The organism is Phaeobacter sp. CECT 5382 (assembly GCF_001457775.1).
GTDB lineage: Bacteria > Pseudomonadota > Alphaproteobacteria > Rhodobacterales > Rhodobacteraceae > Pseudophaeobacter.
In genome coordinates this window covers 271,115-284,001 of record NZ_CYSG01000001.1, presented here as the reverse complement: position 1 = coordinate 284,001, position 12,887 = coordinate 271,115, and the positions used below count along the sequence as shown (strand labels likewise).

14 protein-coding genes are annotated in these 12,887 nt (G+C 57.4%); all 14 read left to right on the top strand.

Features of this window, described 5'->3' with window-relative positions:
- Positions 1 to 33 precede the first annotated feature (33 nt).
- The 14 genes from PH5382_RS01345 (at position 34) to nuoN (ending at position 12,855) form a co-directional block, all read left to right on the top strand.
- Complete coding sequence (locus PH5382_RS01345) at positions 34 to 273, top strand: DUF5337 domain-containing protein (protein ID WP_058332535.1); 240 nt, start codon at positions 34 to 36, stop codon at positions 271 to 273.
- A 6-nt stretch (positions 274 to 279) separates the two neighbouring features.
- On the top strand, positions 280 to 1,578 hold the full coding sequence (gene nuoF / locus PH5382_RS01340; RefSeq protein WP_058332534.1) for an NADH-quinone oxidoreductase subunit NuoF: 1,299 nt from the start codon (positions 280 to 282) through the stop codon (positions 1,576 to 1,578).
- Positions 1,579 to 1,598: 20 nt separating this feature from the next.
- Positions 1,599 to 1,934: a hypothetical protein gene (locus tag PH5382_RS01335; RefSeq protein WP_058332533.1), complete on the top strand. Its 336-nt coding sequence runs from the start codon at positions 1,599 to 1,601 to the stop codon at positions 1,932 to 1,934.
- A 122-nt stretch (positions 1,935 to 2,056) separates the two neighbouring features.
- The gene (locus tag PH5382_RS01330) at positions 2,057 to 2,470 is read left to right on the top strand and encodes a DUF5333 domain-containing protein (protein ID WP_058332665.1); all 414 of its coding nucleotides are present in this window, start codon (positions 2,057 to 2,059) and stop codon (positions 2,468 to 2,470) included.
- Positions 2,471 to 2,473: 3 nt separating this feature from the next.
- Entirely contained in the window at positions 2,474 to 4,492 is a 2,019-nt protein-coding gene (gene nuoG / locus PH5382_RS01325) for an NADH-quinone oxidoreductase subunit NuoG (RefSeq protein WP_058332532.1), read from the top strand.
- Positions 4,489 to 4,875 (top strand): hypothetical protein, encoded by a 387-nt coding sequence (locus tag PH5382_RS01320; protein WP_058332531.1) that lies wholly within the window; start codon positions 4,489 to 4,491, stop codon positions 4,873 to 4,875. Before nuoG ends, PH5382_RS01320 begins: the two co-directional genes overlap by 4 nt.
- A 6-nt stretch (positions 4,876 to 4,881) precedes the next feature.
- Positions 4,882 to 5,919 carry an NADH-quinone oxidoreductase subunit NuoH gene (gene nuoH / locus PH5382_RS01315; protein ID WP_058332530.1) on the top strand — a complete coding sequence of 346 codons (1,038 nt, stop codon included), beginning with the start codon at positions 4,882 to 4,884 and terminating at the stop codon, positions 5,917 to 5,919.
- A gap of 2 nt (positions 5,920 to 5,921) precedes the next feature.
- Positions 5,922 to 6,419 (top strand): NADH-quinone oxidoreductase subunit NuoI, encoded by a 498-nt coding sequence (nuoI, locus tag PH5382_RS01310; RefSeq protein WP_058332529.1) that lies wholly within the window; start codon positions 5,922 to 5,924, stop codon positions 6,417 to 6,419.
- On the top strand, positions 6,416 to 6,847 hold the full coding sequence (locus PH5382_RS01305; protein WP_058332528.1) for a carboxymuconolactone decarboxylase family protein: 432 nt from the start codon (positions 6,416 to 6,418) through the stop codon (positions 6,845 to 6,847). Before nuoI ends, PH5382_RS01305 begins: the two co-directional genes overlap by 4 nt.
- Positions 6,844 to 7,446 (top strand): NADH-quinone oxidoreductase subunit J, encoded by a 603-nt coding sequence (locus tag PH5382_RS01300; protein ID WP_058332527.1) that lies wholly within the window; start codon positions 6,844 to 6,846, stop codon positions 7,444 to 7,446. Before PH5382_RS01305 ends, PH5382_RS01300 begins: the two co-directional genes overlap by 4 nt.
- Positions 7,447 to 7,448: 2 nt before the next feature.
- Positions 7,449 to 7,754, top strand: a complete 306-nt coding sequence (gene nuoK, locus PH5382_RS01295; protein WP_009808916.1) for an NADH-quinone oxidoreductase subunit NuoK — start codon at positions 7,449 to 7,451, stop codon at positions 7,752 to 7,754.
- Between the two features lie 6 nt (positions 7,755 to 7,760).
- Positions 7,761 to 9,854 (top strand): NADH-quinone oxidoreductase subunit L, encoded by a 2,094-nt coding sequence (nuoL, locus tag PH5382_RS01290; RefSeq protein WP_058332526.1) that lies wholly within the window; start codon positions 7,761 to 7,763, stop codon positions 9,852 to 9,854.
- Positions 9,854 to 11,401: an NADH-quinone oxidoreductase subunit M gene (locus PH5382_RS01285; RefSeq protein WP_058332525.1), complete on the top strand. Its 1,548-nt coding sequence runs from the start codon at positions 9,854 to 9,856 to the stop codon at positions 11,399 to 11,401. The genes nuoL and PH5382_RS01285 overlap by 1 nt, the downstream gene beginning before the upstream one ends.
- Before the next feature lie 14 nt (positions 11,402 to 11,415).
- Positions 11,416 to 12,855, top strand: a complete 1,440-nt coding sequence (gene nuoN, locus PH5382_RS01280) for an NADH-quinone oxidoreductase subunit NuoN (protein ID WP_058332524.1) — start codon at positions 11,416 to 11,418, stop codon at positions 12,853 to 12,855.
- The last annotated feature ends 32 nt before the right edge of the window (positions 12,856 to 12,887 follow it).

Below are 12,887 nucleotides of genomic sequence, written 5' to 3'. Positions count from 1 at the left end.
CTTGGCGGTACAGGGCAGAAGAAGAGGACCTGAATGAGCGCGGATCTGGACAAGGCTATCGCAGCAAAAGGGCGGCACATCTCATTGGTGATTGCCGGGACCATGCTGGCTTGGATGGCCCTGACCCTGATCATTGGCCCGGCAATCGGATTGCCTGGCCGGTACGCGCTCCTGTTCGATTTCGCCGCGCTTGCGGGGATGATCTATGCAGGGGTCAACATAATGCAACTCTGGCGCATGCGTCAGGCCAGTAAGAACGATAACCAAGGGTAGGCAGACATGCTGAAGGACCAGGACCGGATCTTTACCAACCTTTACGGTATGCATGAGCGCACCCTGAAAGGGGCTCAGGCACGGGGCCATTGGGATGGCACCTCGGGGCTCATCGACAAGGGCCGCGACTGGATCATCCAGACGATGAAGGATTCTGGCCTGCGGGGCCGGGGTGGTGCGGGTTTCCCCACCGGCCTGAAATGGTCGTTCATGCCAAAAGAAAGCGATGGTCGTCCGTCCTATCTGGTGATCAACGCTGATGAATCAGAGCCGGGCACCTGTAAAGACCGCGAAATCATGCGTCACGATCCGCATACGCTGATCGAAGGCGCGCTGATCGCCAGTTTCGCGATGCAGGCCCATACCTGCTACATCTACCTGCGCGGCGAATATATCCGCGAGCGCGAAGCACTTCAGGCCGCTATCGACGAATGCTACGACAAGGGACTTTTGGGCCGCAACGCGGCTGGCTCCGGCTGGGATTTCGACGTTTTCCTGCATCATGGGGCAGGGGCCTATATTTGCGGTGAAGAAACCGCATTGATCGAAAGCCTTGAGGGCAAAAAGGGTATGCCGCGGATGAAACCGCCGTTTCCTGCGGGCGCTGGTCTTTATGGCTGTCCGACAACTGTGAACAACGTGGAATCCATTGCCGTTGTACCCACCATCCTGCGCCGCGGTGCGGATTGGTTCGCAGGTTTTGGTCGACCAAATAATGCGGGTACCAAACTGTTTGCGATCTCCGGGCACGTCAACAACCCCTGCGTCGTCGAAGAGGCGATGAGCATTTCCTTTGAAGAGCTGATTGAAAAGCACTGCGGCGGTATTCGCGGCGGCTGGGACAATCTCTTGGCGGTGATCCCGGGCGGCTCGTCGGTGCCTTGCGTGCGCGGTGAAAACATGCGTGATGCGATCATGGATTTTGACTATCTGCGTGGTGAACTTGGCTCGGGCCTGGGCACGGCGGCGGTCATCGTCATGGACAAGCAGACCGATATCATCAAGGCGATCTGGCGCTTGGCGAAATTCTACAAGCACGAAAGCTGTGGTCAGTGTACCCCCTGCCGTGAAGGCACCGGCTGGATGATGCGGGTGATGGACCGTCTGGTCAAAGGCGAGGCTGATCTGGAAGAGATCGATATGCTGTGGGATGTGACCAAACAGGTCGAAGGCCACACAATCTGCGCCTTGGGCGATGCAGCAGCCTGGCCGATCCAAGGCCTGATCCGCAACTTCCGCGGCGAGATCGAAGACCGTATCAAATCGCAGAAAACCGGTCGCAGCAGCGCCATGGCGGCCAAATGAGCCTGTTTGGAGATCATAAAATGAAAACTCTGACCTTGGCCCTGGCTTGCGCCGGCGTTCTGGCGGGCTGCAGTGAAAGCCGCAAGAACCTGCCGGTTTTTGACGGAGTGGCATTTCGCACCTCTGCGGCGGCTGTCGACAAGAAAGTCTCGCGGGCAGTTTTTGAGGCGCAGGTTCGCAATGCCCCGGCTTCGCTTGAGGGCGCGCGCGAAGCGGGTCGTTTTGCCGGTACCCGGTATTGTATTGAAAACTACGGTACGTCCAAGATCGACTGGGCCATCGATATTGATGACCCGGCGACGCCGCTGCCGCTTGATGGCGACATCTTGGTGCTACAGGGGACCTGCAACCCGTGAGCGGAATTCTGGCATATCCCGGCCAATCGGCGCGGTCGCTATTGAATAGCGGTCAGCCTTTTGCAGGTCATGGTTTTTCCAAACAAGAGGAAAAACCAATGAAAGATCCAATGCGACCTTCAATGCGACCAGTATGGATTGCTTCTATTTTTGCTTTGGCTTCGGCGGTTGTCCCAGCCTCGGCGGAGGCCTCGAAACCTTCGTTGCGTGATGTGTCTGAAATCGAACAGCCGCTGTTTGCGGTGGCTATGGCCAAAGAAGTTGCGGATCACTGCGACAGTCTTGGCGCGCGGTTTCTCAAGGGGCTGGGTGAGCTGCGCCGTCTTCGGGCCCGCGCCAATGAGCTCGGCTATGCTGACGGCGAAATTCGCGACTACATCGAGTCGGATGTTGAAAAGGCCCGGATGCGGGCCAAGGGCGAAAAACTGCTCTCACAGAGCGGTGTTTCCTATCAAAATCCAGAAACATTCTGCGCGTTCGGTCGTGCGGAGATCAAGAAAAACAGCGCGATCGGCGCGTTACTGAGGGCGAAATAGACCATGTCTGACCTCCGCAAGATCAACATCGACGGAACCGAGGTAGAGGTTGATGGGGCAATGACCCTGATCCAGGCCTGCGAAGAGGCCGGGGTGGAAATTCCACGTTTTTGCTACCACGAGCGCCTGTCGATTGCCGGCAACTGCCGCATGTGCCTGGTTGAGGTCGTCGGCGGCCCGCCTAAGCCTGCCGCGTCTTGTGCAATGCAGGTGCGCGATCTGCGCCCGGGTCCTGAAGGTCAGGCGCCAGTGGTGAAAACCAACTCACCCATGGTCAAGAAGGCCCGTGAGGGTGTGATGGAATTCATGCTGATCAACCACCCGCTGGATTGCCCGATCTGCGATCAGGGCGGTGAATGCGATCTGCAGGATCAGGCCGTGGCCTATGGTGTTGATTTCTCGCGCTTTCGCGAACCCAAACGTGCGGTTGATGATCTGGATCTTGGCCCACTTGTGTCCACAGCCATGACCCGCTGTATCAGCTGTACACGCTGTGTACGTTTCACCTCGGAGGTGGCTGGCATCACCCAGATGGGTCAAACCGGACGTGGTGAAGATGCCGAAATCACCTCCTATCTGGGCGAAACGCTCGATTCGAACCTGCAGGGCAATATCATCGACCTGTGCCCAGTTGGCGCACTGACCTCTAAGCCCTACGCCTTTAGTGCGCGTCCCTGGGAGCTCACCAAAACCGAGACCATCGATGTGATGGACGCGCTCGGTGCCAATATCCGGGTGGATACCAAGGGTCGCGAAGTGATGCGGATCCTGCCGCGCAACAACGATGGCGTGAACGAGGAATGGATTTCCGATAAAACCCGTTTCGTCTGGGATGGTCTGCGCCGTCAGCGACTGGATCGCCCCTATGTGCGCGTCAATGGCAAGTTGAAGCCAGCCACTTGGCCTGAGGCGCTGAACGCCGCCGCAACTGCCATGAAGGGCAAGAAACTTGCCGGTCTCATCGGAGACCTGGTCCCGGTTGAGGCCGCATTTGCACTGAAACAACTGATCGAGGGGCAGGGCGGCAAAGTCGAATGCCGCACCGATAATGCCCGTCTGCCGCTTGGAAACCGGGCTGGCTATGTCGGCACGGCCGCGATTGAAGATATCGACAGCGCCAAGGCGATCATGCTGATCGGCACGGATCCCCGCAGTGAATCTCCGGTGCTGAACGCCCGTCTGCGTCGGGCTTGGATCAACGGGGCAATCATCGGTCTCATTGGCCAGCCAGTTGACCTAACCTACGACTACAAGCACCTCGGCACGGATCGCGCTGCGCTGGAAGCCCTGCACAATGGCGACCACTCCGGTGCCGAAGGCAAGGACACACTGGTTATCGTCGGTCAGGGCGCGTTGCGTGAGGCTGATGGCCTTGCGGTTCTGGCGCATGCGCAGAAGTTCGCAGCTGACACCGGCTCGAAACTGATGGTGCTGCACACGGCAGCATCGCGCGTTGGTGCCATGGATATTGGTGCCGCCACCGAAGGCGGCATGGCGGCGGCCATCGATGGGGCAGAGGTGATCTATAACCTCGGCGCTGATGAGGTCGAGATCGAGGCGGGAGCCTTTGTGATCTATCAGGGCAGCCATGGCGATCGTGGCGCACACCGCGCCGACGTGATCCTGCCCGGGGCGGCCTATACCGAAGAAAACGGTCTGTTCGTGAATACCGAAGGGCGTCCACAGCTGGCACTGCGTGCGGGTTTTGCGCCCGGCGAGGCCAAGGAAAACTGGGCCATCCTGCGGGCCCTCAGCGCCGAGCTGGATGCCAAACTGGGTTATGGCTCGCTGGCGCAGCTGCGTCAGGCCCTGGTGGCTGCGGCGCCGCATCTGGCGCAGATCGACCAGGTTGTCGCCAACGAAGGCGAGGCGCTGGAGCTGGGCCCGCTGGGCAAAGCGGCCTTCCTGCCTGCTGTGAAAGATTTCTATCTGACCAACCCGGTTGCACGGGCGTCCGAGCTGATGGCGGAGCTTTCGGCAAATGCCAAGGCCCGGTCAGGGCAGAAGGTGGCTGCCGAGTGACCCGCATGGCACTCATATCCTCGTTGATGCTGGCGGCCTGTGCGCAGGTTCCTGGCCAGTCGGCAGAAGGGTTCACCCCAACATACAATGGGGTGAAAACCAGTCTGCTGGAGGGGGATTTGGTGCAATTTCACGTGGCCATGTCAGGTGCCCGCACGGGTGCAGATGTGGATGACTATGCCGAATGTGCAGCGGCACAATATGCGCTGATCCGCGGTTACGGGTTCGCGCGTCATGTGCGCACAAAAATGAAACAAGAGGGTGGCAATCAGATGGCCGATGCTGTCTACACGATCTCGCCCTCCCTACCGCGCGGTCTGCGCACCATCGACGCCGAAGTCGTGGTCGCAAATTGCGAGGCAAACGGAATACCCACGGTGTGAGGACCTATGGCTGACTTCTTTAACACCCCAGGCGGCATTGCTGTACTGATATTGGCGCAAGTACTTGCAGTTGTTGCCTTTGTGATGATTTCCCTTCTGTTCCTCGTCTATGGGGACCGGAAGATCTGGGCGGCTGTGCAGATGCGCCGCGGCCCCAATGTAGTGGGCGTCTTTGGTCTACTTCAATCCGTTGCGGATGCGCTGAAATATGTGGTCAAAGAGGTGGTGATCCCGGCCGGTGCCGATCGCACCGTCTTCATCATGGCGCCACTGACCTCCTTTGTGCTCGCCATGGTGGCCTGGGCCGTGATCCCGTTCAACGATGGCTGGGTGCTGTCAAACATCAACGTGGCGATCCTCTACGTTTTTGCCGTTTCCTCGCTTGAGGTTTACGGCGTGATCATGGGAGGCTGGGCTTCAAACTCAAAGTATCCCTTCCTGGGCGCGCTGCGCTCTGCAGCACAGATGATCTCCTATGAGGTCTCGATTGGTCTGATCATCGTTGGGGTGATCATCTCGACTGGATCGATGAACTTTGGCGATATCGTGCGGGCACAGGATGGCAATTTGGGGCTGTTGAACTGGTACTGGATCCCGCATTTCCCGATGGTGTTCTTGTTCTTCATCTCTTGCCTGGCGGAAACCAACCGCCCACCGTTCGATTTGCCCGAAGCGGAGTCCGAACTGGTGGCAGGCTATCAGGTGGAATACTCGGCAACACCCTTCCTGCTGTTCATGGCCGGTGAATACATCTCGATCTTCCTGATGTGTGCGCTGACCTCGCTGCTGTTCTTTGGTGGCTGGCTGTCGCCAATCCCCGGTCTGCCTGATGGCGTGCTGTGGATGGTTGGTAAAATGGCCTTCTTCTTCTTCCTCTTTGCAATGGTAAAAGCCATCACCCCGCGCTACCGCTATGACCAGCTGATGCGCCTCGGCTGGAAGGTCTTTCTGCCCTTCTCGCTTTTCTGGGTGGTTTTTGTTGCCTTTGCTGCAAAATTTGACTGGTTCTGGGGCATTTTTGCTCGCTGGACCGTGGGAGGCTGATCATGACAAATCAGATCGATTACACCCGCGCCGCCAAATATTTCCTGCTGCAGGATTTCTGGGTCGGTTTCAAATTGGGGCTCAAATACTTTTTTGCCCCCAAGGCGACGATCAATTATCCGCATGAAAAGGGGCCACTGTCGCCACGCTTTCGCGGGGAGCACGCGCTGCGTCGCTATCCCAACGGCGAAGAGCGCTGCATTGCGTGTAAGCTGTGCGAGGCGGTCTGCCCGGCGCAGGCCATCACCATTGACGCGGAGCCACGCGTAGATGGTAGCCGCCGTACCACGCGCTATGACATCGACATGACCAAATGCATCTACTGTGGTTTCTGCCAGGAAGCGTGCCCGGTGGATGCCATCGTTGAGGGACCGAACTTTGAGTTCGCTACCGAAACCCGTGAAGAGCTGTTTTACGATAAGGACAAACTCTTGTCGAACGGTGACCGTTGGGAAGCAGAGATTGCCCGTAACCTCGAAATGGATGCGCCCTACCGATGAGCCAGCCAAAGAACCCCTTTGAGGCCATGATGGCCCAGGCCCAGGAACAGTACCGGGATATGGCGAAAGCTATGAACCCGAACCTGGCCGCGAGCCTGGACCCCATGACCATGAAAGGGTTCGAGGCCCTGTGGCCCACTATGCCGAAAGAGGTCATGGAAATGATGTTCGGCAAGACCATCAACAAGGATGGTCTGGATGCCAAGACCCGGCTTTTGCTGACGCTTGCCGGTCTGACGTGCCAGGGCGCACAGGCGGATACCGCCCTGCGTCAAACCGTACGCCACGCCGTCGAGGCGGGTGCAAAGAAACAAGAGATCGTTGAAACGATCGGACAGATGTCGGTCTTTGCCGGCATTCCGGCCATGAACCGGGCGCTTGAATTGGCGCAAGAGGTCATGGCCGACAAAAGGGACGATGAGACATGAGCGTTTTTGCCTTCTACCTCTTCGCCATCAGCGCCATCACCGGCGGGCTGTTCACTGTGATCAGCCGCCAGCCGGTGCATTCGGTTCTGTGGCTGATCCTGGCCTTTATCTCTTCGGCCGGGTTGTTTGTGCTGCTGGGGGCGGAATTCGTCGCCATGCTGCTGGTCATCGTCTATGTGGGGGCGGTCGCCGTGTTGTTCCTGTTCGTGGTGATGATGCTGGATGTGGATTTTGCCGAGCTCAAGGCTGAGATGGCGCAGTATATGCCGCTGGCCTTGCTGATCGGTCTGGTCATCCTGATGCAATTCGTAATGGCTTACGGGTCTTGGGAAAGTGCACATGGCGCGAGCGCTCAATTGGCGCAGCCGATCCCGACAGACAAACACAACACCGAGGCCCTGGGCCTTATCATCTATGACCAATATTTCCTTCTGTTCCAGCTTTCAGGTCTGATCCTGCTGGTTGCCATGATCGGCGCCATCACCTTGACCCTGCGCCATCGCAAAGATGTCAAACGCCAGGACGTGATGCTGCAAATGTCGCGCGACCCGGCCAAGGCCATGGAACTGAAAGACGTGAAACCGGGGCAGGGGCTATAAACATGATTGGTATTGAACATTACCTCACCGTTGCGGCGACCTTGTTCGTCATCGGCATCTTCGGGCTTTTCCTAAACCGCAAGAACGTGATCATCCTGCTGATGAGCATCGAATTGATGCTCTTGGCAGTGAATATCAACCTTGTGGCCTTCTCCAGCTTCCTTGGGGATCTGGTGGGGCAGGTCTTTACCCTGTTCGTGCTGACCGTGGCCGCCGCCGAGGCCGCCATTGGTCTGGCGATCCTGGTCTGTTTCTTCCGTAACCGCGGCACCATTGCCGTGGAAGACATCAATATGATGAAGGGCTAAAGCATCATGGAAACCATCCTCCTTTTTGCCCCTCTCGTGGGTGCGCTGATTTGCGGCTTTGGCCACAAGTTTATCGGCGAAAAAGCCGCCATGGTGACGGCGACGGGCCTGTTGTTCCTGTCGGCCCTGCTGTCCTGGATCACTTTCCTTGGTTTTGATGGTGTCACTCGTCAGATCGAGCTGATGACCTGGATCGAAAGCGGTAGCCTGAATACGTCCTGGGGCATTCGCTTGGATCGCCTGACGGCGCTGATGCTGATCGTTGTGACCTCGGTCTCCAGTCTCGTGCATCTCTATAGCTTTGGCTACATGGCCGATGATCCGCAGTGGAAAGAGGGCGAAAGCTACAAGCCGCGCTTCTTTGCCTATCTGTCGTTCTTTACCTTCGCCATGCTGATGCTGGTGACCTCGGACAATCTGGTGCAGATGTTCTTTGGCTGGGAAGGCGTGGGCGTTGCCTCATACCTTCTGATCGGCTTTTACTACCGCAAGCCAAGCGCCAATGCGGCGGCGATGAAGGCTTTCATCGTCAATCGAGTTGGGGATTTTGGTTTTGCGCTGGGGATCTTTGGTCTGTTCCTGCTGACAGACAGCATCAACTTTGACGAGATCTTTGCGGCCACCCCAGAGATTGCTGAAACGCAGTTGAGCTTCCTGTGGGGCGAATGGAACGCGGCCAACCTGCTGGCGGTTTTGCTGTTCATTGGCGCCATGGGGAAATCGGCGCAGTTGATTTTGCACACCTGGCTGCCAGATGCGATGGAAGGCCCGACACCTGTTTCGGCGCTGATTCACGCCGCCACCATGGTTACTGCCGGTGTTTTCCTGGTCTGCCGTATGTCGCCATTGATGGAAGTGGCGCCCGAGGCGACAATGTTCATCACTGTACTTGGTGCAGCCACTGCCTTCTTTGCTGCCACCGTGGGTCTGGTTCAGACCGACATCAAACGCGTCATCGCCTATTCAACCTGTTCGCAGCTGGGCTACATGTTTGTGGCCGCTGGCGTCGGAATGTATTCGGCGGCAATGTTCCACCTGTTCACGCATGCCTTCTTTAAGGCGATGCTGTTTCTGGGTGCCGGCTCGGTGATCCACGCGATGCACCACGAGCAGGACATGAATAACTACGGCGGCCTGCGCAAAAAGATCCCCTACACCTACTGGGCGATGATGATTGGCACGCTTGCGATCACCGGTGTTGGCATTCCGCTGACCCATATTGGTTTTGCAGGCTTCCTGTCCAAGGATGCCATTATCGAAAGTGCCTATGCAGGCGGGTCGATGTTCGGCTTCTGGGCGCTGGTGGTTGCTGCCTTCATGACCTCTTTCTATAGCTGGCGTCTGATGTTCCTGACTTTCTTTGGTAAGGCACGCGGCGACAAGCACACCCATGACCACGCTCATGAAAGCCCCTTGACCATGCTGATCCCGCTTGGCGTTCTGGCGCTGGGTGCGGTCTTTTCGGGCATGATCTGGTACGGCAGCTTCTTTGGCCACGCCGATCAAGTTGGCAAATTCTACGGCATTCCTGTTGCGGAAGCTTCGGCTGATGCCCATGGCGAAGCCACGGATGAGCACGGCGAAGAGGCTGGCCACGGTGACGCTGCCGCCAAAGCAGAGCATCACTATGTCTTTGCTGGCAAACCGGGCGAGGGGGCACTTTACTTTGCACCTGACAACCATGTGTTGGACGACGCCCATGCCGCGCCGAATTGGGTCAAGGTCTCTCCCTTTATTGCCATGTCCCTGGGACTTGTGTTGGCGATCTGGTTCTACATCGTGAACCCGAGCCTGCCCAAGCGCCTGGCCGACAACTTTCAGCCGCTCTATCTGTTCCTCAAGAACAAGTGGTACTTTGACGAGCTTTATGACGCGATCTTTGTCAAACCCGCTCTGGCACTTGGCCGCTTCCTGTGGAAGCGCGGCGATGGCAAGACCATCGATGGCTTCCTCAATGGTGTGGCCATGGGCATTGTTCCCTTCTTCACCCGTCTCGCAGGCCGGGCCCAGTCCGGTTTCATCTTTACCTATGCCTTTTGGATGGTGCTGGGCGTTGCAGCCCTGATCACCTGGATGTCGATCGGCGGAGGAGCCCACTGATGGACAACCTTCTTTCTATTGTCACTTTCATCCCTGCTGCGGCGGCTGCCATCATGGCGCTGCTCATGCGTGGCGAGGATGCGGCGGCGCAACGCAATGCGAAATGGCTGGCGCTTCTGGCCACCTCGATCACCTTTCTGGTGTCATTGGGGATTTATGCGCAGTTTGATCCCGCCAATACCGGCTTTCAGTTTCTGGAAGAGCGCGACTGGGTCTTTGGCCTGAAATACAAGATGGGCGTCGACGGCATCTCGGTGCTGTTTGTGATGCTGACCACATTCGTGATGCCGCTGACCATTCTGGCGAGTTGGGGTGTCACGACCCGCGTCAAAGAATACATGATCGCCTTCTTGCTGCTGGAGACCCTGATGTTGGGTGTCTTCATGGCGCTGGATCTGGTGCTGTTTTATATGTTCTTTGAGGCTGGCTTGATCCCGATGTTCCTGATCATCGGCATCTGGGGTGGCAAAGAGCGCATCTATGCCTCTTTCAAGTTTTTCCTCTACACGTTGCTTGGGTCGGTGTTGATGCTGGTGGCGATGGTGGCGATGTATGCCGATGCCGGCACCACTGATATCGAGACCCTGCTGAGCCATAGTTTCTCGGCCGCTAGCTTTGATGTGCTAGGCATTCATGTGGTAGGCGGTATGCAAACCCTGATGTTCCTGGCCTTCTTTGCGTCTTTTGCAGTGAAGATGCCGATGTGGCCGGTCCACACCTGGCTGCCCGATGCGCACGTGCAGGCGCCAACAGCTGGGTCTGTAGTACTTGCTGCGATCCTGCTCAAAATGGGCGGCTACGGCTTCTTGCGCTTCTCACTGCCGATGTTCCCAGTTGGGACGGAGGTGATGACAGATGTGATCCTTTGGATGTCTGCGATTGCCGTGGTCTATACCTCGCTGGTGGCGATGGTGCAGGAAGATATGAAAAAGCTCATCGCCTATTCTTCGGTCGCGCATATGGGTTTTGTCACCATGGGGATCTTTTCGGCCAACCAGCAGGGTATTGACGGTGCGATCTTTCAGATGCTGAGCCACGGCTTCATCTCGGCGGCGCTGTTCTTGTGTGTCGGGGTGATCTACGATCGGATGCACACCCGAGAGATCGACGCCTATGGCGGTCTGGTCATTCGGATGCCAGCCTTTGCACTGATCTTCATGTTCTTCACCATGGGCAACGTAGGCCTTCCAGGCACGTCCGGCTTTGTGGGTGAATTCCTCACCCTGATGGGGGCGTTCCAGAAAAATACCTGGGTTGCGGCAGTTGCTGCGTCCGGTGTGATCTTCTCGGCCTGTTATGCGCTTTGGCTGTATCGTCGGGTGGTCTTTGGCGATCTGATCAAGGGCAGCCTGAAGACAATTCAGGATATGGATACGCGGGAACGGTTCATCTTTGCGCCGCTGGTGGTGATGACCATTCTTCTTGGTGTTTATCCTTCGCTGATCACCGATATCATCAGTCCGTCGACTGAAGCGCTGATCGCCAATTTCAACCAGTCTCTGGCAGCCGCGGATACCTCTGCAGCCACCCAGATTGCGTCGCACTAAGGGGGCCTGGACAGATGATCCAAGCTGATCTCTCCGTAATTCTGCCAGAGATTATCCTGGCACTTTACGCCATGGCCGCCCTGCTGGGCGCAGTCTACACCGGCAAGGACAACCTGGCCTCCACGCTGGTCTGGTCCACGTCCGGGCTGATGGCTGCGCTAGCGCTCTGGATTGGTACCAGTGGAGAAGGCACGCATGAGGCCTTTGGCGGCATGTTCATCGATGATGGCTTTGCCCGTTTTGCCAAGGTTGCGATCCTGCTGTCGGCCTCTGCTGTTTTGATCATGGGGCAGGAGTACATGTCACGCCGTGGCATGCTGCGCTTTGAGTACCCGATTCTGGTCGCGCTCAGCGCGGTCGGCATGATGATGATGGTCTCTGCTGGCGATCTGATGTCGCTCTACATGGGGCTCGAGCTGCAGTCTCTGGCGCTCTATGTGGTCGCCTCGATGCGCCGCGACAGTGCAAAATCAACCGAGGCGGGGCTCAAGTATTTTGTACTGGGTGCGCTGTCCTCCGGTCTGCTGCTTTATGGCGCCTCACTGGTCTACGGCTTTGCCGGAACCACCAAGTTTTCCGGCATCATCGAAGTTGCACAGCACGGCGAGATTTCTGTCGGGATGCTGTTCGGCATCGTCTTGCTGATTTCTGGCCTCGGCTTCAAGGTTTCTGCCGTGCCTTTCCACATGTGGACACCCGATGTCTACGAGGGCGCGCCGACGCCGGTGACGGCTTTCTTTGCTTCAGCGCCCAAGGTTGCTGCCATGGGCCTGTTCGCACGGGTCATGCATGATGCCTTTGGTCACGCAGTCAGCGACTGGAGCCAAGTGGTTGCAGTGCTGTCGCTGCTGTCGATGTTTGTTGGTGCTGTGGCTGCGATCGGTCAGCGCGACATCAAACGCCTGATGGCCTATTCGTCGATTGCCCATATGGGCTATGCGCTCATGGGTCTTGCGGCCGGCACCCAAATGGGTGTCGAGGCGATGCTGGTCTATATGGCGATCTACGTTTCGATGAATATCGGCACCTTTGCCTTTATCTTGATGCTACAAAAAGACGGCCAGCCCGTGACCGACATCCAGGCTCTGAACCAGTATTCCCGTCGCGAGCCGGGCAAGGCGCTGGCGGTGCTGGTGCTGTTGTTCAGTCTGGCTGGTGTGCCGCCGATGCTGGGGTTCTTTGGTAAACTTTATGTCCTGCGTGCAGCCTATGAAGCTGGGTTGGCCTGGCTGGCCATTGCCGGTGTCGTAGCCTCTGTCATTGGTGCCTTTTATTACCTGCGCATCGTTTACTACATGTATTTCGGTGAAGAGAGCGAAGATCTTGATCGCTCCACCTCGCCGGTGCTCTGGGTTTTCCTGATGGGCTCTGCTGCGGTGATGGTGCTTGGGATCATCAACATGTTTGGTGTCGACGGCGCAGCGGCTGCTGCGGCAGCGACCCTGGTCAACTGACCTCTATGACATCTCTGGAAAAGGGCCTGATC